Below are 20712 nucleotides of genomic sequence, written 5' to 3'. Positions count from 1 at the left end.
ATCCCGAGCCTTCCAAGAACCGACACGGTGTCGAACACAAGCAGGAGAGAACATGCAGTCATCGGCCAGGCGGCTCCTCGCCGCGACCGCGGCGCTGGGCGTCGTCGTGGGGCTCGGCGCGTGCAGCGGCGAGGACGACGGCGGCGAGGCTGCGAGCCCGACGCCCACTCCGAGCACGACGCCCGCGCCCATCGCCACGAATCTCAAGATCGGCGTGGTCACCGGCAAGCTGCCCCGCGCTCAGCGTCAGCAGGCCAGCGCGGCGGTCGGCAAGGTCGTCGACGGGTGGCTGGACGCGGCGTACCTCGGCACCTACCCGAGCACGCGACCGCAGTTGGCTTCGGCGTCCTTCCGGGGGTTCACCAAGGGCGCGGCCGCCCAGGCATCGCGCCAGGCCCAGCTCACCACCAACGCCGCGATCGCCGGCACCATCGACGGCGCCACGGCCAAGCGCCGGATCGTCAAGGTCGACCTGTTCGCGCCGAAGGGCAAGCCGGTCGCCGCGCGGGCCAACGTCGCGATGGTCTTCGACACCACCGGCGAGGCCGAACAGCGCCGCCGGGTCAACGCCCGGCTCGACCTCACCAAGGTCGAGGGCACCTGGCGGGTCTTCGCCTTCGACGTGAGCAACACCGCAGTCCCGGCCGGGCGCGGCAAGGCCGGTGGCCCTAGTGCGGGCAACCCCGGTTCGAGTGCCAGCAGCAGCCCCAGCACCAGCGCCGCCCCTGGCGCGGCCACATCCTCCGAGGAGTCCCAGTGAGCAGCCTTCGAGTACCCCCGGTGAGCCCGGTGCGCAAGGTCCTCGGCCGCCGGCTGCTGAGTGCGGTCGCGCTCGGCGTCGTGCTGGCCCTCACGGTCCTGGCGGTGCCGGACAGCGAGGTCGCCTCCACCGAGGCCACCCTGGTCAAGACCGAGAGCGCCACCGGAGTCGACGTCGGCGCGGAGACCATCTGGATCCTCGCCGTCGGGTCGGACGCCCGCCCCGGCGAGGACATGACGCGCACCCGGGGCGACGCCCTCCAGTTGGTCGGTCTCAACACGCGCACGGGCGCGGCGACGTCGATCGGCATCCCGCGCGACTCCTGGGTGTCGATCCCCGGCGTCGGCTCCAACCGGGTGAACGCGGCGCTCTACTACGGCGGCCCGAAGCTGCTGGGGGAGACGGTCGGCGACCTGGTGGGTGTCCACCCGGACTACGTGTTCGTGACCCGCTTCCCCTTCTTCGAGGACATGATCGACGACATCGGCGGCATCACCGTGGCCAACCCGCGCGCCTTCTCCGACGAGAACCTCAAGGACGACGGCTTCAAGGCGGGCAGGATCAAGCTGAACGGGTACGACGCGATGGCGTTCTCCCGGATCCGCAAGACCCTGCCGGACGGCGACTTCGGCCGCTCGGCCAACCAGCAGCGGGTGCTGGAAGGCATCCAGGCCGCGGTGGCCGAGAAGCAGGACAAGCCCGGGTTCATGGCCGAGGGCGTCCTGACCGTCATGAAGCACATGCACACCGACGTGCCGCCCGCGGAGCTCTACCGCCTCGCCCAGGCCGTCGCCGACGTCGACCCCGCCAAGATCACCGGCTGCGTGGTCCAGGGTGGTATCGGGCAGGTGGGCGCGGCGAGCGTCGTTCTCCCCGACACCGCGGCCGCCAAGCGGTACGGCGACGACGCCCGCAAGGACGCCACCATCAAGCGCTGCTGACGGTGTCCTGCCGAACGGCCCGCGCCGGTGTTCGGGGCGGGCCGTTCGTGCTGGGTCGGCCGGGGCGGATCGTCTCGGACCCGCGTCGACCGCTCAGGCGATGAGCAGGATGCCGGCCAGCGACAGTGCGGCGACGGTGAGCGTGGCCACGACGGCGAGGACGAAGGCCCGGCCCATCGCGCCGGCGAGGGTCTTCACGTGCACCGCGGTGCCCATGCCGAACAGTGCCGCGGCCAGGGTGGTCTGCTGCACGACGGTGATGGGCGCGTCCAGGACGGCCGGCACCGCCCCGACTGTCCGGAGACCGACGCAGACGAGGAACCCGATCACGAACAGCGGCACCAGCGGGGGAAGGCCGGCCGGGCGGTCCGTGTCACCCGACGCCGACGCCGTACGGACGACCTGACGGCGGTGCAGGGCGGAGAAGGTGGCCACCACCGGAGCCAGGCACAGGACCCGGGTCAGCTTGACCGCGATCGCGATCGCGACGGCGGTGGCTCCCGCCGGGCCGGCCGCTCCGACGACCTGACCGACCTCGTGGACGCTGGCCCCGGCCCAGATCCCTAGTTGGGTGTCGGTGAGCCCCAGCGGGGCCTGGAGGAGCGGGATCAGCACCATCGCGGCGGTGCCGCACACGGTCACCAGCGCCACCGACACCGCCACATCGTCCTCGTCCGCCCGGGCGGTCTCCTCCATCGCCGCGATCGCCGAGGCGCCGCAGATCGAGAATCCGGTGGCGATCAGCAGGCGTCGCGGCCAGCCCAGACGGAGCCGCGAGCCCAGCCACAGGGTGCCGACCAGGGTGCCGACCAGGGTCAGCACGATCACCGCGATGAGGGGCAGGCCCAGGGCGGCGATCGTTGAGAGCGAGAGCGAGAAGCCGAGCAGCACCACGCCGATCCGCAGTGTCCGCTTGGTGATCGCGGGCAGCGAGCGAGCGGCCGCGGCCGGCACCAGTCCGAGGTTGGCGACGGCGATGCCGAGGAACACCGCCCAGGTGAGCACGCCGATCGCGGGCACGAACTTGTGGCCGGCGTACGAGGCGAGGGCGCCCAGCGCGACCAGGCCGAGTCCGGGCAGCCACCCGGGCACGCGCCCGGCCAGCCACTCGGAGAGCGAGGTGCTCGACCACCGGGTGGGGGGTGTCACCGGCGCTGCGGGTGTCTGGATCTGGGCCATAGGACAACGGTCCGGGATCTGCCGGGTCGCCGGTAGCCGGCAGTTCGGCATCACGTCATACGCTGGGCGTATGACCCAACGGTTGCCCGACCTCGACGACCTGGCCCTGTTCGTCGACGTCGCGACCTCCGGCAGCATCGGCAAGGCGGCCGTGGGACGGGGGCTCTCCCAGCCGAGCGTGAGCAGACGGATGAGCGCCCTGGAACGCCAGATCGGGGTGCCCCTCCTCGAGCGCTCCCGCCAGGGCACCCGCCTGACCGAGGCCGGACAGGCGGTGGTGGGCTGGTCCGAGCAGTTGCTCGCCGCGGCGGAGGATTTCGGCCTGTCGGTCTCGGCGCTCCGCTCCGAGCGCACTGGCACCGTCCGGGCGGCCGTCAGCCTCACCGTCGCCGAGCACCTCGCTCCGCGCTGGCTGGTCAGGCTCCAGGAGGTGGCACCCGAGTTCCAGATCTCCTTCGAGGTGCACAACTCCACCGACGTGGCCGATCTGGTCGAGCGCGGGGAGGTCGACATCGGGTTCCTGGAGTCGCCGAGCATCCGGCCGGCGTTCAGCCGCCGCAGGATCGGCTGGGACCGGCTGGTCGTGGCGGTCAGCCCCGACCACCCCTGGGCGGACGGCGGAGAGGTCACGGCCGAGCGGGTGGCGGCCGGGCGAGTCCTGGTCCGCGAGTTGGGCTCCGGCACCCGGGAGACGCTCGACGAGGCGCTCGATCGGGCGGGACTGGCGCTCGCCAACGCCGTCACCATGGGGTCCAACGCAGCACTGGTCTCGGCGGCCACCGGCGGGGTGGCTCCGGTGATCGTCTCGGGTCTGGCGGTACGCCGGGAACTGGCGGCACGCTCGCTGGTCGAGGTGGCGGTGCCCGACCTGGATCTGCGCCGTCCGCTCACCGCGGTGTGGCGTACCGGACAACTGCTCGCACCAGGTGCCCGGGCCCTGGTCGCCGTGGCGCTCGAAGGCTCGGTCGGCGGCCCGGGCGAGGAGTGACCCGGCGGGGGTCGGCCGGCCACACGCGTGTCGGCAACTTCCACCCGCTCCGGGGAGTCTGCGCCATCCGGGGTCGCGGCGCCCATAGCATCGGGCGGTGCTTCCCCGCCGTCGCTTCCCCATGCCCTGGCGAGCCCCTCGCTGCTCCGTCAGGCCGCGTCGGGCCGCGTCCCTGGGCACCGCGCTGTTCCTCGCGGCGCTCTGTCTGGGTCAGGCACCCGCTGCGCGGGCGGCCGAGCCGGGCGACTACCGGTTGGTGGGCCATCGGGGTGACGCCGCGAGCTGGCAGACCGAGAACACCATCCCGGCCCTGGCCCGCGCGCTCCACTTCGGGGCGAGCGCGGTGGAGGTGGATCTGCGGTTGACCGCGGACCGGCGGGTGGTGCTGATGCACGACGCCACCCTCGACCGCACGACCACCTGCAGCGGTCCGGTCGCGGCGCGCACCGTGCGCTCGCTGCGGGAGCACTGCACCGGCGTGCGAGGCACCCCCATCCCCACCCTCCGGGGGCTCTTGGAGTGGGCGTCCCATCACGAGGCCAACCTGCTGATGGAGATCAAGACCCGGGGCGGGCTCCAGTGGCGGGTCCGCGACTTCCGGGTGGTCACGACGATGGTACGGCGGGCGGGGATGGCCGACCGGGTGCGCTACCTGTCGCGCCGACCGGTTGTCCTGCGGCGGATCGAGCTCGCCTCTCGGCACAACCACACCCAGTACCTCGCCCCCGGCTGGCGGCTCGCGCTCCGAGGCGCCGGGATCGCGGACGGGGTCAACTTGCATGCCAGTCAGGCCACCCGGGCGCGGGTACGCCTGCTCCGTGCCCGTGGAGCGCAGGTGTTGATCCGGAGCAGCACGAATCCGGTCTGGTGGCAGCGCGCCCATGCCGCGGGGGCCCGTGGCCTGGTGGTCGGCGACGTTGCGGCGTACGCCGCCTGGCGTCGGCGCTGACCCGGCCGACCCGGCCCGGATCTCGTTCGGTGACTCGCCAGCCCGATCCGCGGAGGGTGGACACCTCGGTGCCCGGTGAGGGGCTAGGGTCGCGGCGGATCACCGGAGTGTGATTCGGGTCACCGGTGCCCGGTCGCGGACGACGCGGCGGGGCCGACCCGGATCGCGCCATCACCGACGAGGAGGACGCATGACGTCGACGCCTGGAACACACCCGAAGGTCACCAGCGGGGAGGTGGGTCGATGAGTGCCGAGGCAGCCACGGAGGCGGGGTCGAGCGTGGGGCCGAGCGCGTCCTCGATGCCGATCGCGAGCATCCACCAGGCGCTCACCGCGCCGGGTGCGCCCTTCGAGATGGAGATCGTCGAGATCGACGGCCGTCCCACTCGGGCGTGGAAGGGTGCCCTGCCCTCGATGCGGGCACTGCTCGAACTGAGCCGCACCCACGGGGAGGCCACCTTCATCGTCTACGAGGACGAGCGCTACACCTACGCCGAGTTCTACGCCCGGGCGGCGGCCTTCGCCCGTGCCCTCACCGAGGACTACGGCGTGGGCAAGGGCGACCGCGTCGCCATCGCCATGCGCAACTTCCCGGAGTGGCCGATGGCCTTCTTCGGAGCGGTCTCCGCGGGTGCGATCGTGGTGCCGCTCAACGCCTGGTGGACCGGGCCGGAGTTGCTCTACGGACTCACCGACTCGGGCTCGACGGTGCTGGTCGCCGACGGCGAGCGCGTCGAGCGGCTCCGCGACGACCTGCCCGGACTGTCCGGCCTGCGCACGATCGTGGTGCGCGGTGAGGTGTCCGACGGCACCCGCGGGTGGGAGGACGTCGTGGGCGACCCCGACCCGGCCAACCCGCCGGCGCTGCCGGAGGTCGACATCGCGCCTGGGGACGACGCGACCATCATGTACACCTCGGGCACGACCGGCCGCCCGAAGGGGGCGCTGGGCACCCACCGCAACTTCACCACCAACGTGGTCTCGATGACCTTCGCGGGCACTCGTGCCGCGATGCGCGCCCCCGGCTTCGACCCGACCGTGGCGCCGGTCGTCGACCCGGATGCGCCGCAGCTGGCCTCCCTGATCTCCGTGCCGCTCTTCCACGCGACCGGCTCGCACTCGGTCCTCCAGGGCACGATGCTGATGGGGTCGAAGCTGGTGATGATGTACAAGTGGAACGCCGAGCGGGCGCTCGAGCTGATCGAGCGGGAGCAGGTCTCCAGCTTCGGGGGAGTGCCCTCGATGGTCTGGCAGGTCCTCGAATCGCCCGACTTCGACAAGCGCGACCTCTCCAGCGTGCAGACCATCGGCTACGGCGGTGCGCCGGCCCCGCCTGAGCTCGTCCGCCGGATCGACGAGATGTTCCCGGGCCGGGTGCCGTCCAACGGCTACGGCCTGACCGAGACGTCCAGCATGACCACGAGCAACGGTGGCACCGACTACCTGCGCAAGCCCGACAGCGTCGGCGTCCCCGTGGCGGTGTGCGAGGTCAAGGTGGTCGACGCCCTGGACAACGAGCTGCCGCAGGGCGAGGTCGGCGAGCTGTGGATCGCCGGTCCGAACGTGGTGCGCGGCTACTGGGGCAAGCCCGAGGCCACCGAGAAGGCCTTCACCGCTGGCTGGCTCCGCACCGGTGACGTCGCCAGGATCGACGAGGAGGGGTTCGTCTTCATCGTCGACCGGGCCAAGGACATGATCATCCGGGGCGGGGAGAACGTGTACTGCTCCGAGATCGAGGCGGTGCTCTTCGAGCACCCCGGGGTCTTCGACGCCGCAGTCATCCCGGTGCCCCACCAGGTCCTGGGCGAGGAGGTCGGCACCGTCGTCCAGCTCAAGCCCGGTCAGCAGGTCTCGGTGGAGGAGATCCGGACCCACGTCCGCGGGCGGCTGGCCGGCTTCAAGGTGCCCGAGCACGTGTGGTTCCGCAACGACGACCTGCCGCGCAACCCGGCCGGCAAGATCCTCAAGCGTGACCTGCGTGAGGAGCTGGTCGGCCGCTGAGATCCGAGAGATCCGGCCCCAGAAACACGACACCCGGGTCCGCGCGAGGCGTGGACCCGGGTGTCGTGTGATGTTCGTGAAGAAAAACGCGCCCTCGGCAGGATTCGAACCTGCGGCACCTGGTACCGGAAACCAGTGCTCTATCCCCTGAGCTACGAGGGCCCGCCCCGGCTTGCCGCGAACGGCCGGTCGGTGCGAGGGAGACCTTACAGCCCCTATCGAATAACCGGGAAACCGGGCCCACGGCTAGGCTTCGGGGGTGACTCCGCAGCAGCTCTCCAGCACCATCGTCGACGTTCTGACGGCCCTCTCCGAGAGGGGCGAGCTCGCCCTCCCGGACGGCGTCCCTGCCAGCGTCACCGTGGAGCGACCCCGGCAGAAGGGGCACGGGGACTATGCGACCAACGTGGCGCTGCAACTGGCCAAGAAGGCCGGGACCAACCCCCGGGCCCTCGGCGAACTGATCAGGGCCGGGCTCGAGGCCAACGACGGGATCACCGAGGTGGAGGTGGCCGGGCCGGGCTTCCTCAACATCACCGTCGACGCGGGCGCGCAGGGTGAGGTCGCCGCCGACATCGTCGCCGCCGGGTCGGCCTACGGGCACACCCGGACCCTGGCCGGTCAGAGGGTCAACGTCGAGTTCATCTCGGCCAACCCGACCGGTCCGCTCCACCTGGGCCACACCCGCTGGGCGGTACTCGGTGACGCGATCGGCCGCGCGCTGAGCGCCGCCGGCGCCGAGGTCACCCGGGAGTTCTACATCAACGACCGCGGCGTGCAGATGGACCACTTCGCCGCCTCGATCATCGCCGCCGCGACCGGTCTGCCGACCCCCGAGGGCGGGTACGCCGGCGGCTACATCGACGACCTCGCCAAGCAGGTCGGGGAGGCCTCACCCGGCATCTTCGAGCTGCCCGAGTCCGAGCGGCTGGCCGCCGTACGGGCGAAGGGGTACGAGCTCCAGCTCGCCGAGCAGCAGGGCCAGCTCGACGGTTTCAACACCCACTTCGACGTGTGGTTCTCCGAGGTCTCCCTGCACGAGTCCGGCAAGGTGCCCGAGACCCTGGCCCGGCTCAAGGAGCTCGGCCACGTCTACGAGCAGGACGGCGCGCTGTGGATGCGCACCACCGACTTCGGCGACGACAAGGACCGGGTCCTGATCAAGTCCGACGGCGCCCTGACCTACTTCGCCAGCGACACCGCCTACTACCTCAACAAGCGCTCCCGCGGCTTCGACCGCTGCATCTACCTGCTCGGTGCCGACCACCACGGCTACGTCGGCCGGTTGCGGGCGATGGCGGCCTGCGCCGGCGACGACCCCGCCCAGACCCTCGAGGTCCTCATCGGGCAGTTGGTCAAGATCATGCGGGACGGCGCCGAGATGAAGCTGTCCAAGCGGGCCGGCACCATCGTCACCCTGCACGAGCTCACCGAGGAGATCGGCGTCGACGCGCTGCGCTACTCCCTCGCCCGCTACCCCGCCGACAGCCCCCTGACCCTGGACGTCGCGGAGATCACCAAGGCCTCCAACGAGAACCCGGTCTACTACGTCCAGTACGCCCACGCCCGCACCTGTGCGATGATGCGCAACGCCGCCGACCTGGGGATGAAGGTGCCCTCCGCCGAGGAGTACGACCCCGCGCTGCTCACCCATGCGCGCGACGGCGAGCTGCTGCGTGCCCTGGCCGAGTTCCCGCGCGTGATCGCCGCTGCCGCAGAGCTGCGCGAGCCGCACCGGGTGGCCCGCTACCTGGAGGACACCGCGTCGGTGTTCAACAAGTGGTACGACACCAAGGAGTGCCGCATGCTGCCGCAGGGCGACGAGCCGGTCCGCCCGGTCAACGAGTCCCGGCTGATGCTGGTGCTGGCGACCCGCACCGTGATCGCCAACGGCCTCGACATCCTCGGCGTGTCCGCGCCGGAGCGGATGTGATCGGGCGATGACCACGACCCACGAGGCCGGGTGGGCCCATGCCTCCGGTGCCCTGCGCGGCCCCTCCTGGCTGGCTACACCGGGCGACGTCAACGCGCTCTTGCCGCAACTGTGGTCCGCCACCGCCGCCAAGGTCGACGGTGAGCTGCACGTCGGCGGGCTGCCGGTGCCCGAGCTGGTCGCCAACCTCAACACACCGGCGTACATCCTCGACGAGGCCGACTTCCGCGCCCGCGCCCGCGCCTTCCGCGACGGCTTCGCCGACTACGACGTCTACTACGCCGGCAAGTCCTTCCTGTCCACGGCTATCGCCCGCTGGGTGGCCGAGGAGGGGCTCTTCCTCGACGTCTGCTCCAACGGCGAGCTGACGGCGGCCGAGCGGGCCGGGGTCGACCCGGCCATGATCGGCTACCACGGCAACAACAAGAGCGCTCCCGAGCTGCGCCGGGCGATCGTGCTCGGCGTCGGCCGGATCATCGTCGACTCCTTCCACGAGGTCGACCGGGTCGTGGAGATCGTCCGCGAGACCGGCCTGACCGCGCGGGTGATGGTGCGGGTGACCGCGGGCGTGGAGGCCCACACCCACGAGTACATCGCCACCGCCCACGAGGACCAGAAGTTCGGCTTCTCGATCTCCTCCGGCGACGCGTTCGAGGCGGTCCGTCGCCTGCTCGCGGCCGGCAACCCGGCCGACGGCGGGGTGGAGCTGCTCGGACTGCACTCGCACATCGGCTCGCAGATCTTCGACTCCGCGGGCTTCGAGGTGGCCGCCCGGCGCGTGCTGGCGCTGCACGCCCGGATCGCCGACGAACTCGGTGCCACTCTCCCGGAGATGGACCTCGGCGGCGGCTTCGGCATCGCCTACACCTCCCAGGACGACCCGGCCGACCCGGCCGACCTCGCCGCGGAGCTGACCCGGATCGTGGCGCACGAGTGCCGGACCCTCGGCATCGATGCCCCCCGGCTCTCGATCGAGCCCGGGCGTGCGATCGTCGGTCCGTCGATGTGCACGGTCTACACCGTGGGCACGGTCAAGGAGGTCGCGCTCGACGGCGGCGCCCGGCGTACCTACGTGTCCGTCGACGGTGGGATGAGCGACAACATCCGCACCGCCCTGTACGACGCCGACTACTCCTGCACCCTGGCCTCGCGCTCCTCCGACGCGCCGCCGGTGCTGGGTCGGGTGGTCGGCAAGCACTGCGAAGCCGGCGACATCGTGGTCAAGGACGAGTTCGTGCCCGGTGACATCCGACCGGGCGACCTGCTCGCCGTACCCGCGACCGGGGCGTACTGCCGATCGATGGCCTCCAACTACAACCATGCCCTGCGCCCGCCCGTGGTCGCCGTCAAGGACGGCGAGGCCCGGGTGATCGTGCGTCGCGAGACCGAGGACGACCTCTTCGCCACCGACCTCGGCTGACCGCCCCTCTCCCGCCCGTCGAGTCGGTCCTGCTGGCACGTCGAGTCGGTCCTGCTGGCACGTCGAGTTGGGCTTGGTGGCACGTTGAGTTGGGCCTCGTGGCACGTCCACTTGGACCGAATGAACCGTCCACGAGGCGCAACTCAACCGGACTGGTCGGTGGGGGAGGAGCGGAACCGGGCCAGCACTGCCTCGCCGCGGGGGGAGAGGCGGTAGCCGACGGGAAGGCTCTCGGTGAGACCGAGCTCCTTGAGCCGCCGTACGTCGGCCTTGAACGCTCGCTTCTCCCGCCCGATCGAGGTGGCCAGGTGCTCCGCGAGTACGCCGGGGCGCTCGCCGATCAGGGTGAGGTGCCGTTCGGTCCACGGACCGTGCCGACTGCGCCGGTCGATCGCGGCCAGGGTGTCCAGCAGCGCGTCGATGCCGGCCTCGTCGGGGACCTGCTCGCGGAGGACGGCCCGCTCGTCCTGGCCGGCGTACCGCAGTCCGATCCGGTAGAGGTCGCCCTCCTTGCGGGCGAGCAGCGCCCGTAGCCGGGTCAGGTCGGTGCCCGCCCGGGCGGCGTCCGCCTCGGTGAGCGCCGTCTCCTCGATCCGGTCGATCGAGGTGAACTCGACCACGCCGACCGGGGTGCGTTGCCGCCCACCGAGCACGTGTCGGGGGCGGCGCCAGCGCCGGAAGGCCAGGTCGAGGTCGCCGGCGACGATCCGGCGGAGGTCGGCCTGGGAGAAGAGCACCGTCCCATCGTGGCGGTTCAGACCTCCAAGCGCACCGGTCCGGGGCCCTGCTCGGCGAGTCGGTCGCCCGGATTGTTGAGGGTGCACGATCTGAGCGAGAGGCACCCGCAGCCGATGCACCCGTCGAGGTCGTCGCGTAGCCGTTCCAGCTGCTCGATCCGGGCGTCGAGGTGTGAACGCCAGCCGCGGGAGAGACGGGTCCAGTCCTGCTTGGTCGGCGTGCGTGACTCGGGCAGGGTGGCGAGCGCCTCGCGGATCTCGCCGAGCGGGATCCCGACCCGTTGGGAGACCCGGATGAACCCGAGCCGGCGGAGGACGTCGCGCCGGTAGCGACGCTGGTTGCCGGGGGTGCGCGTACTACTGATCAACCCCTCCCGCTCGTAGAAGTGCAACGCGGAGACGGCCATCCCGGAACGCGCGGCGACCTCGCCCGGGCTCATCAGGTGTGCGTTCATCGAACTCAACCTTAGTTGAGGTCTGCGTACCGGCCCAGGGTCGTTCCACACCGCCCGGCAACGAGCGAGCGCGGGCGGAGCCGGGGACGTCCGGGATCGGGCTGCGCCGGACGCTGTCCGCGATGGGGCCTGCATGAGGGTGAGGAGGGCGGACGCGGATAGGCTGGGCGGGTGAAGAGCGAGCGTTCCTTGAAGGTGGCCGTGCTCGGATGCGGCTCGGTCGGCTCGCAGGTCGTCCGGTTGCTGGGTGAGCAGGCCGATGATCTGGCCGCCCGGGTGGGTGCCCGGATCGAGTTGGCCGGGGTGGCGGTCCGTCGCCTCGACGCACCCCGGGAGGTCGAGGTGCCCGCGGAGCTGCTCACCACCGATGCGCTGGGACTGGTGACCCGCGACGACATCGATCTGGTGATCGAGGTGATCGGCGGCATCGAGCCGGCCCGCGGCCTCATCCTCGCTGCCCTGGAGAACGGCGCCTCGGTCGTCACGGCCAACAAGGCCCTGCTCGCCGAGGACGGTCCGGCGCTGTACGAGGCGGCTCACAAGGCCGGCCGCGACCTCTACTACGAAGCGGCCGTGGCGGGCGCGATCCCGATCGTGCGACCGCTGCGCGAGTCGCTCGCCGGTGACCGTGTCACCCGGGTGATGGGCATCGTCAACGGCACCACCAACTACATCCTGGACAAGATGGACACCCACGGCGCCGGTTTCGCCGAGGCGCTCGCGGAGGCCCAGGAACTCGGGTACGCCGAGGCGGATCCCACCGCCGACGTGGAGGGTTTCGACGCCGCGGCCAAGGCGGCCATCATCGCCTCACTGGCCTTCCACTCGCGGGTCACCGCGGCCGACGTCCACCGGGAGGGCATCTCCGAGATCACCGCCGGCGACGTCGCCTCGGCCAAGGACATGGGCTGCGTGGTGAAGCTGCTGGCCATCGTCGAGCTCAACGACGGCGACATCTCGGTGCGGGTGCACCCCGCGATGATCCCGCGCACCCACCCGCTGGCCAGCGTCCGCGAGGCGTTCAACGCGGTCTTCGTCGAGTCCGAGTCGGCCGGGTCGCTGATGTTCTACGGCCAGGGCGCGGGCGGCTCGCCGACGGCGAGCGCCGTCCTGGGCGACCTCGTCTCCGTAGCCCGTCACCGGGTCAAGGACACCCGCGGCGTCGGTGAGTCGGCCTACGCCGACCGGGCGGTGCTCCCGATGGGGGAGACCGTGACCCGCTACCACGTGGCGATCGACGTCGAGGACCGCGCCGGTGTCCTGGCGGCCGTCGCCACCGCCTTCTCCGAGCACGGGGTCTCGATCCAGACCGTGCGCCAGGAGGGACGCGACGAGGACGCCCAGTTGGTCGTCGTCTCGCACCAGGCGACCGACGCCCAACTCTCGGCAACCGTCGAGCACCTGCAGACCATGGACATCGTGCGCGAGGTCACTTCGGTGATGCGCGTCGAGGGAGGACACGAGTGAGCACCCACCAGTGGCGCGGAGTCATCGAGGAATACCGCGATCTCCTCGACATCCCGGCCGGCACCCCCGCCATCACCCTCGGTGAGGGCGGTACCCCGCTGGTCACCTCGCGCTGGCTCTCGGAGGCCGGCGACGCCGAGGTCTGGCTGAAGGTCGAGGGGCAGAACCCCACCGGCTCGTTCAAGGACCGGGGCATGACCGCGGCCATCTCGGTCGCGGTGCACGAGGGCGCCAAGGCGTGTGTGTGCGCCTCCACCGGCAACACCTCGGCCTCGATGGCCGCCTACGCGGTCAAGGCCGGGATCACGCCGATCGTGCTGGTGCCCGAGGGCAAGATCGCGGCGGGCAAGATGGCCCAGGCGGTGATCCACGGCGCCCAGGTGATCCAGGTCCGCGGCAACTTCGACGACTGCCTCAAGCTCTCCCGCGGGCTGGCCGAGCACTACCCGGTCGCCCTGGTCAACTCGGTCAACCCGGTGCGCCTGGAGGGCCAGAAGACCGCGTCCTTCGAGGTGGTCGACCGGCTCGGGGACGCCCCCGACTTCCATCTGCTGCCGGTCGGCAATGCCGGCAACATCTCGGCGTACTGGCTCGGCTACCAGCAGTACGCCGCCGCCGGCAAGGCCACCAAGCGTCCGGTCATGCGCGCCTTCCAGGCCGAGGGCGCGGCCCCGCTGGTCACCGGTGAGGTGTTCCCCCACCCGGAGACCAAGGCCACCGCGATCCGGATCGGCAACCCCGCCTCGTGGAAGCTCGCCGAGGCTGCGGCCGCCGAGTCGGGTGGCCGGTTCGCCTCGCTCAGCGACACCCAGATCCTCACCGCGCAGCGCAACCTCGCGGCGCGCGACGGCGTCTTCGTGGAGCCCGCTTCCGCCGCCGGTGTCGCCGGCTTCCTGCAGGACCTCGAACGCGGGGAGTCATACGCCGGCAAGACGGTCGTCATCACGGTGACCGGGCACGGGCTCAAGGACGTCGCCACTGCTCTGGAGTCGTTCGGCACCTTGGAGCCCACGGTCGTGGACGCCGAGGTGGACGCGGCCGCGGCCGCCGCCGGCCTGATCTGAGGACGCCCATGACGACCTTCGTGGACGGGCCCGTCCAGGTCTCGGTGCCTGCGACCTCGGCCAACCTCGGACCCGGTTACGACAGCCTCGGCCTCGCACTGTCCCTGCGCGACGAACTCGAGGCGGAGGTCCTCCCCGAGGGGCTGGTCGTCCAGGTCGAGGGGGAGGGGTCTGACGGCGTACCCACCGACGAGTCGCACCTCGTGGTGCGGGCCATGCGGGCTGCGTTCACCCAGATGGGTGCCCAGCCGCCCGGTCTGCGATTGACCTGCAAGAACTCGGTACCGCATGCCCGTGGGCTCGGGTCGTCCTCGGCCGCGATCGTCGGCGGCGTCGTCCTCGCCAGGGCGCTGGTCGCCGGGGGCTCGCTGCTGATGGACGACGAGGCGGCGTTCCGCCTCACCGCGGAACTGGAGGGCCACCCCGACAACGTGGCCCCGGCGTTCTACGGGGGTTTCGTGATCTCCGGCGCCGACGAGGACGGGTTCTTCGCGGTCGGCTCCTCGGTCGACCCGCGGGTCAGTGCGGTGGTCTTCATCCCCGCCGAGGGCGTCGAGACCAAGGTCGCCCGCGGCCTGTTGCCCGAGCGGGTCCCGCATCGGGACGCCGCCGCCGACGCCGGGCGAGCGGCCCTGCTGGTCGCGGCGCTCGCCGGCCGGCCCGAGCAGCTGCTTCGGGCCACCCAGGACTACCTGCATCAGCAGTACCGTCGCCCCGCGATGCCGGCCTCGCTCGACCTGGTCGACCGGCTCCGCGCGGCCGGGGTGCCCGCGGTGGTCTCCGGAGCCGGCCCGACGGTGCTCGCGTTCTGCGACGACAGCCAGGCGGCCGCGCTCGAGACCCGCTGCCCGCGGGGTTGGCGTTCGCTGCACCTCGACGTCGACCCGTCGGGCGCCCGCCTCGAGTGAGCGGCGTAGGGGCGTGGTCGTGATGGTGGCGGTGCTACCCTGGGCGCGCGCCGGCTCCGGCGTCGCACCCGCGTGCTCCACTCGGTGGGGCACACCCCGCGGATGCGCAGATCTTCCCCAGTCCCGTGCGGGTCGTCCCCGCACACCGATCTCGCGTGTGCCTCGGCCTTCCCGGCCGCCGCACGAGGCGGCGGGGGATGGGACCGACCGACCTGTCCGCCGGCTCCGGCCGCGGACACCCGAACGTGGGAAGGACCTCACGTGACCGAGACCAACGACGCCATCACCAGCGCCCCGGAGACCACCGGCCCGAGCGCGGGGGGCGCCCGGAAGAAGCGTGGCGGCGGACTGAGCGCGATGCTGCTCGCCGACCTCAAGGCGATGGCCGGTGGAATGGGTATCGCCGGCGCCAACTCGATGAAGAAGGCGCAGCTGATCGAGGCGATCAAGGCGGCCCAGGCCGGCGCCGCTCCCCAGCCGTCCGCCGCACCGTCCACGTCGTCCGCACCGCAGGCCGCGACGGGCGACGGTGGGACGGCGACGAAGCCGCGCCGCAGCCGGGCCAAGGCGGCCACCGCCCCGGCCGCCGAACCTCACGCCGAACCGGCCCAGGACAAGGCGCAGGACCGGGCCCAGGACCGGGCGCAGGTCGGGGCGCAGGAACTGGCCCAGGACCGGGCCCAGGACAGCAAGCCGGACCGGCAGCAGGGGGAGCGCGCCCGGCAGGGGAGCGACCAGCCTGCCCGCACCCGGCGTCAGCGCGGCGAGCAGGCCACCGCGCAGAGCCGGCCCCAGCAGGCCAAGCAGGACCAGGCCAAGCAGGACCAGGCCAAGCAGGACCAGGCCAAGCAGGACCAGGCCAAGCAGGAGTCCAAGCAGGACCAGGCAGCCCAGCAGGCCAGGCAGGACCAGGCCAAGCAGGAGTCGCAGTCCAGGGTGGCTCAGCAGGCCCAGCAGCCTCAGCAGGGTCAGGACCGCGGCCAGCAGGACCAGGATCACGGTCAGGACGGCGACGGTGATAGCCGGCGCAATCGGCGCCGGCGCGGACGCGACCGCGACCGCAACCGCCGCGGGGAGTTGGACACCTCCATCCTCGACGACGACGTGCTCGTCCCTGCGGCCGGCATCCTCGACGTACTCGACAACTACGCGTTCGTGCGGACCAGTGGCTACCTCCCCGGACCGGACGACGTCTACGTATCGCTCTCCTTGGTCAAGAAGCTGGGACTGCGCAGCGGTGACGCGATCGTGGGCCAGGTGCGCCAGCCCCGGGATGGTGAGCGCCGGGAGAAGTTCAACCCGATGGTCCGGATCGACGCCGTCAACGGGGCCGACCCGGAGACCGCCCGCCACCGTGCGGACTTCACGAAGCTGACTCCGCTCCATGCCGAGGACCGGTTGCGGATGGAGACCGACGCCCACGACCTGCTCGGTCGGATGATCGACCTGGCCGCTCCGGTGGGCAAGGGGCAACGTGGCCTGATCGTCTCGCCGGCCAAGGCGGGCAAGACCGCGATGCTGCAGCGGATCGCTGCGTCGGTCACCGCCAACAACCCCGAGTGCCACCTGATGGTGGTGCTGGTCGACGAGCGGCCCGAGGAGGTCACCGACTTCGAGCGCTCGGTCAAGGGAGAGGTGATCTCCTCGACCTTCGACCGACCCGCAGCAGACCACACCGCGCTGGCCGAGCTTGCGATCGAGCGGGCCAAGCGCCTGGTCGAGCTCGGTCACGACGTGGTCGTCCTGCTCGACGGCATCACCCGTCTGGGACGCGCGTACAACCTGGCTCTCCCGGCCAGCGGTCGCGTCCTGTCCGGGGGAGTGGACGCAGCGGCGCTCCACCCGCCCAAGAAGTTCTTCGGCGCCGGCCGGAACGTCGAGAACGGCGGCTCGCTGACCATTCTCGCGACGGCGGTGGTCGAGAGCGGGTCCAAGGTGGACGAGCTCGTCTTCGAGGAGATCGCGGGCACCGCGAACATGGAGATCCGGCTGCGCCGGGAGTTCGCGGACAAGCGTCTCTTCCCCGCCGTCGACCTGCTCGCCTCGGGCACCCGACGTGAGGACCTCCTGCTCGGTCCCGAGGAGGTGGAGATCGTGTGGAAGCTTCGCAAGGCGCTGGCCAACCTCGAGCCCGAGGAGGCGCACGAACGTCTCCTCGAGCGGCTCCGCGCGACCCACAGCAACGTCGAGTTCCTCACCCAGGTCCAGCACTCGACCCCCGGGCAGCAGTAGCCGTGCCCGGCTCCAGATGGGCGGACCGGATCTGGGCGGACCCCGCCCGGGAACGGTTCTTCACCGGCGCCACGGTGGTCACCCTGCTCCGCACGGCCCTGACCGTGGGGCTGCTGATGTGGGGCACCGTGGAGCAGAGCCTGACCATCTTGGTGGTCGGCCTGGTCTCACACTGGATCGGCGACTCGCTGGATGGTGAGTACGCCCGCTGGTTCGACTGCGAGACGCGGATCGGCGCGGTCATGGACCTGGTGTGCGACCGGCTGTGCGTGGCGCTGTTCTATCTGGGCCTGATCTGGTTGATGCCGGTGCTGGTGGTGCCGGTGGGGCTCTACCTGGTCGAGTTCATGGTGGTCGACACCTTCTTGTCGCTCGCCTTCCTGGCCTGGCCGATCCGCAGCCCCAACTACTTCTACGTGGTGGACGCGCGGATATACCGCTGGAACTGGTCGCGGCTCGGCAAGGCCGCCAACTCCGGGCTGTTCGCCGTCGTGCTGCTCGTGCTCCATCACTGGTCGACGCCGGCCGCGATCGTGGCCGGCACCGTCATCGCCGCGGCCCTGCTGATCCTCAAGTGCGTGTCGATGACCTGGCTCTTCCGGCTCGGCCTTCCCGTCCCAGCGCGCGATGACACGTCTGGCGCGAGTGCGCACCGGCACGTCGAGGACGCACGGAACGCGGGCTGATGCTGGCCTTCACCAGCTTCTGGGTGGCCTTCGCGTCCGCCCTGTTGCCGTTCGTCAACATCGAGGTCTACCTGGCCGGGATCGCTGCCGTCGGCCCCGGCCAGGTGGCCGCGCTGGCGATCGCCACCGGCGCGGGCCAGACCCTCGGGAAGCTGGTCTGGTACGAAGGGGCGCGCCGCGGCGTCGACACCGCCTGGATGCGTCGCAAGCTGGAAGGGCCGAAGGTGGGCCGGGTCTACGGGCGCTGGCTCGGCCGGATGCAGGGGCGGCCGTGGTACGCCGGCGGCGTCCTCCTCCTCGCCGGCTCGGTCGGCATCCCGCCGATGCTGGTCCTGGCCGCGGTCGCCGGTGCGCTCAAGATGCCGCGCTGGGTGTTCGTTCCCACCGTGTTCCTCGGCCGGACGATCCGGTTCTGGGCGATCCTCGCCGGAGTCGGTCTCTTCGTCGACTGATGGGCCTACCGAGCCGGTCAGGATCTGAGGTGCGCGCCCCACGCCGAGGTCGCGCACACCGGCCGGGAATTGGTGTGCCCCCGAGGGTGTTGACTACTCTTGGTTCGTTCGGTTCCGGTTCACGGTCGTGCGCTCGCACACCGACCCGGCACCCCTGATGAGAGGACACCATGAAGGCTGACATCCACCCGACCTACGTGGAGACCCAGGTGACCTGCACCTGTGGCAACACGTTCACCACGCGCAGCACCAAGACCGAAGGCGTCCTTCGTGCCGACGTCTGCTCGCAGTGCCACCCGTTCTACACGGGCAAGCAGAAGATCCTCGACACCGGCGGCCGCGTTGCCCGGTTCGAGGCCCGGTACGGCAAGAAGTAGTTGCCTCCGAGCGCCGGTTCTCCGCCATGGCGGGGGGCCGGCGCTTCGCATTTGCCCACACGGTCGGAGGCTCGTGCGCCTTCCCCGGGCGGTGCAACACCCGAGAAGTGCGCCGTTCATCGGTCGACCGGTGACGGGCGCAATCACCCATCCTCACGAAGAGGGATCACGTGTTCGAGGCAGTGCAGGGTCTGGTGGAGGAACACTCGGAGCTCGAGCGGCAGCTCGCGGCGCCCGAGACCCACGCCGACGCTCGGTTGGCCAAGCGCCTCAACCAGCGCTACTCCACGCTGGCGGCGATCATCGGTGCCTGGCGGGAGTGGGGCCGACTGGGGGAGGACCTCGAGGCCGCTCGCGAACTGGCCGCGGACCCCGAGGACCCCGACCGGGAGGCGTTCGCCGCGGAGGCGGCCGACCTGGCCGAGGAGTACGACGTCGCCGAGGAACGGCTGCGCAGGCTGCTCGTGCCGCGGGATCCGGCCGACGACAAGGACGCCCTTCTCGAGGTGAAGTCGGGGGAGGGCGGGGAGGAGTCCGCGCTGTTCGCCGGTGACCTGCTCCGCATGTACACGCGGTACGCCGAACACCAGGGCTGGTCGGCCGAGATCCTCGATGCGACCGAGTCCGACCTGGGCGGCTTCAAGTCCGTGACGGTGGCGCTCAAGGCGAAGGGCACCCCGGAGCCGGGGCGGACGCCGTACGCCCTGATGAAGTTCGAGGGCGGGGTCCACCGCGTGCAGCGGGTGCCGGTGACGGAGTCGCAGGGGCGGGTGCACACCAGCGCCGCCGGCGTCCTGGTCCTGCCCGAGGCCGAGCAGGTCGATGTCGAGGTGCACGACCAGGACCTTCGGATCGACGTCTTCCGCAGCTCCGGCCCCGGCGGGCAGAGCGTGAACACCACCGATTCGGCGGTCCGCATCACCCACCTGCCGACCGGGATCGTGGTGAGCTGCCAGAACGAGAAGAGCCAGCTGCAGAACAAGGAGCAGGCGCTCCGGATCCTCCGCGCCCGGCTGCTCGCCGCGGCCCAGGACGCCGCCGACGCCGAGGCCAGCGACGCGCGCCGGAGCCAGGTGCGCACCGTGGACCGCTCCGAGCGGATCCGCACCTACAACTTCCCGGAGAACCGCATCTCCGACCACCGCACCGGCTTCAAGGCGTACAACCTCGACCAGGTGCTCGACGGGGGCCTGGAACCGGTGATCGCCTCCTGCGTCGAGGCGGACCTCGCGGCCCGGCTGGAGGGATGGGAGTCGTGAGTGAGGGCGACGCCCTCGATGCTGCCGTCGGCGGTACGCCGACCAGGCGCCTGCTCGCCGAAGCAGCGGGCCGGCTCCGGGCCGGAGGGGTCGGGAGCCCCGAGCACGACGCGGCGGAACTGCTCGCCCACGTGCTCGGCACGACGCGCGGACAACTGGTGCTGGTCGACCGGGTCGAGGAGTCGACGGTCGGGCGGTTCGAGGTCCTGGTGGCCCGGCGCGCGGCCCGCGAGCCCCTCCAGCACCTGACCGGTGTGGCGCACTTCCGGCACGTCGAACTGGCGGTGGGCCCCGGTGTCTTCGTGCCCCGCCCGGAGACGGAACTGCTGGCCGGGTGGGCCCTGGACGCGGCCCGGGCGGTACTCGCCTCGGGTCGTGGGCCCGTCGTGGTGGACCTGTGCACCGGCTCCGGCGCGATCGCCCGGAGCATCGCGGACGAATTGCCGCAGGCCGAGGTCCATGCGGTCGAACTCTCCCCGGACGCGCACCAGTGGGCGGCGCGCAACCTGGCCGGCACCGAGGTCGATCTGCGTCAGGGCGACTTCGCCCTCGCCTTCGACGACCTCCTCGGCACCGTGGACGTCGTGGTGTGCAACCCGCCCTACATCCCCCTCGAGGCCTGGGAGTCGGTCGCGGTCGAGGCCCGCGATCATGACCCTCATCTGGCGCTCTTCTCCGGCGACGACGGCCTGGATGCGATCCGGGTGCTGGCCAGGCGCGCGGCGCGTCTGCTCCGTGCCGGTGGGGTGCTCGGCGTCGAGCACGCCGACGAGCAGGGACCAGACGGTGCCGGGGGTGGAGCCCCGGCCGTCTTCGCCGCCATCGGTGACTGGCTGGAGGTGCGCGACCACACAGACCTGGCAGGTCGGCCGCGCTTCACCACGGCGCGACTGGCACGATGAGC

Annotated in this window: 19 protein-coding genes and 1 tRNA gene; 16 read left to right on the top strand and 4 right to left on the bottom strand. The window is 71.5% G+C overall.

Going from position 1 to position 20712, the window contains the following annotated elements; all coding sequences use genetic code 11:
• The first annotated feature begins 52 nt into the window (after positions 1-52).
• A complete protein-coding gene (locus G515_RS0117740) occupies positions 53-760 on the top strand; it encodes a hypothetical protein (RefSeq protein ID WP_028661234.1) in 708 nt (235 codons plus the stop codon).
• Entirely contained in the window at positions 757-1701 is a 945-nt protein-coding gene (locus G515_RS0117735; RefSeq protein WP_245565459.1) for an LCP family protein, read from the top strand. The genes G515_RS0117740 and G515_RS0117735 overlap by 4 nt, the downstream gene beginning before the upstream one ends.
• Before the next feature lie 93 nt (positions 1702-1794).
• On the opposite strand, the gene G515_RS22185 is transcribed toward G515_RS0117735, so the two are convergent.
• Positions 1795-2880: a YeiH family protein gene (locus G515_RS22185; protein ID WP_084653693.1), complete on the bottom strand. Its 1086-nt coding sequence runs from the start codon at positions 2878-2880 to the stop codon at positions 1795-1797.
• A 70-nt stretch (positions 2881-2950) separates the two neighbouring features.
• On the opposite strand from G515_RS22185, the gene G515_RS0117725 reads away from it, so the two are divergent.
• From G515_RS0117725 to G515_RS0117715, 3 genes are all read left to right on the top strand, one after another.
• Positions 2951-3868, top strand: a complete 918-nt coding sequence (locus G515_RS0117725; RefSeq protein WP_036555951.1) for a LysR family transcriptional regulator — start codon at positions 2951-2953, stop codon at positions 3866-3868.
• Between the two features lie 97 nt (positions 3869-3965).
• Positions 3966-4817 carry a glycerophosphodiester phosphodiesterase gene (locus tag G515_RS22835; protein WP_157571179.1) on the top strand — a complete coding sequence of 284 codons (852 nt, stop codon included), beginning with the start codon at positions 3966-3968 and terminating at the stop codon, positions 4815-4817.
• Between the two features lie 243 nt (positions 4818-5060).
• Entirely contained in the window at positions 5061-6818 is a 1758-nt protein-coding gene (locus tag G515_RS0117715) for a class I adenylate-forming enzyme family protein (RefSeq protein WP_036555949.1), read from the top strand.
• A gap of 89 nt (positions 6819-6907) precedes the next feature.
• Here the strand turns inward: G515_RS0117715 and G515_RS0117710 are convergent.
• Positions 6908-6980: transfer RNA gene (locus tag G515_RS0117710), tRNA-Arg, on the bottom strand.
• Between the two features lie 97 nt (positions 6981-7077).
• Between G515_RS0117710 and argS the strand changes: the two genes are divergently transcribed.
• Together argS and lysA are read left to right on the top strand one after the other, a co-directional pair.
• The gene (gene argS, locus G515_RS0117705; protein ID WP_028661229.1) at positions 7078-8751 is read left to right on the top strand and encodes an arginine--tRNA ligase; all 1674 of its coding nucleotides are present in this window, start codon (positions 7078-7080) and stop codon (positions 8749-8751) included.
• 7 nt (positions 8752-8758) lie between these two features.
• Positions 8759-10171, top strand: a complete 1413-nt coding sequence (gene lysA / locus G515_RS0117700) for a diaminopimelate decarboxylase (RefSeq protein ID WP_028661228.1) — start codon at positions 8759-8761, stop codon at positions 10169-10171.
• Positions 10172-10314: 143 nt separating this feature from the next.
• On the opposite strand, the gene G515_RS0117695 is transcribed toward lysA, so the two are convergent.
• Together G515_RS0117695 and soxR are read right to left on the bottom strand one after the other, a co-directional pair.
• Positions 10315-10908 (bottom strand): hypothetical protein, encoded by a 594-nt coding sequence (locus G515_RS0117695; protein WP_028661227.1) that lies wholly within the window; start codon positions 10906-10908, stop codon positions 10315-10317.
• Positions 10909-10925: 17 nt separating this feature from the next.
• Positions 10926-11363, bottom strand: a complete 438-nt coding sequence (gene soxR, locus G515_RS0117690; protein ID WP_028661226.1) for a redox-sensitive transcriptional activator SoxR — start codon at positions 11361-11363, stop codon at positions 10926-10928.
• Positions 11364-11534: 171 nt separating this feature from the next.
• Between soxR and G515_RS0117685 the strand changes: the two genes are divergently transcribed.
• The 9 genes from G515_RS0117685 (at position 11535) to prmC (ending at position 20710) form a co-directional block, all read left to right on the top strand.
• Positions 11535-12830: a homoserine dehydrogenase gene (locus tag G515_RS0117685; protein WP_028661225.1), complete on the top strand. Its 1296-nt coding sequence runs from the start codon at positions 11535-11537 to the stop codon at positions 12828-12830.
• Positions 12827-13894, top strand: coding sequence for a threonine synthase (gene thrC, locus G515_RS0117680; RefSeq protein ID WP_028661224.1), 1068 nt, complete (start codon positions 12827-12829; stop codon positions 13892-13894). The genes G515_RS0117685 and thrC overlap by 4 nt, the downstream gene beginning before the upstream one ends.
• 8 nt (positions 13895-13902) lie before the next feature.
• Entirely contained in the window at positions 13903-14802 is a 900-nt protein-coding gene (thrB, locus tag G515_RS0117675; protein ID WP_028661223.1) for a homoserine kinase, read from the top strand.
• 261 nt (positions 14803-15063) lie between these two features.
• A complete protein-coding gene (gene rho, locus G515_RS0117670; protein ID WP_036555945.1) occupies positions 15064-17034 on the top strand; it encodes a transcription termination factor Rho in 1971 nt (656 codons plus the stop codon).
• Between the two features lie 2 nt (positions 17035-17036).
• Positions 17037-17720, top strand: coding sequence for a CDP-alcohol phosphatidyltransferase family protein (locus G515_RS22175; protein WP_157571178.1), 684 nt, complete (start codon positions 17037-17039; stop codon positions 17718-17720).
• On the top strand, positions 17720-18172 hold the full coding sequence (locus tag G515_RS0117660) for a YqaA family protein (protein WP_051218534.1): 453 nt from the start codon (positions 17720-17722) through the stop codon (positions 18170-18172). The genes G515_RS22175 and G515_RS0117660 overlap by 1 nt, the downstream gene beginning before the upstream one ends.
• 170 nt (positions 18173-18342) lie before the next feature.
• The gene (gene rpmE / locus G515_RS0117655) at positions 18343-18549 is read left to right on the top strand and encodes a 50S ribosomal protein L31 (protein WP_028661220.1); all 207 of its coding nucleotides are present in this window, start codon (positions 18343-18345) and stop codon (positions 18547-18549) included.
• Positions 18550-18719: 170 nt separating this feature from the next.
• Entirely contained in the window at positions 18720-19808 is a 1089-nt protein-coding gene (gene prfA, locus G515_RS0117650; RefSeq protein WP_028661219.1) for a peptide chain release factor 1, read from the top strand.
• Positions 19805-20710 (top strand): peptide chain release factor N(5)-glutamine methyltransferase, encoded by a 906-nt coding sequence (gene prmC, locus G515_RS0117645; RefSeq protein WP_245565458.1) that lies wholly within the window; start codon positions 19805-19807, stop codon positions 20708-20710. Before prfA ends, prmC begins: the two co-directional genes overlap by 4 nt.
• The last annotated feature ends 2 nt before the right edge of the window (positions 20711-20712 follow it).

It is taken from the genome of Nocardioides insulae DSM 17944 (assembly GCF_000422825.1).
GTDB classification, from domain to species: domain Bacteria; phylum Actinomycetota; class Actinomycetes; order Propionibacteriales; family Nocardioidaceae; genus Nocardioides; species Nocardioides insulae.
The sequence above is the reverse complement of the archived record's forward strand: the minus strand, read 5'-3'. Positions and strand labels throughout refer to the sequence as shown.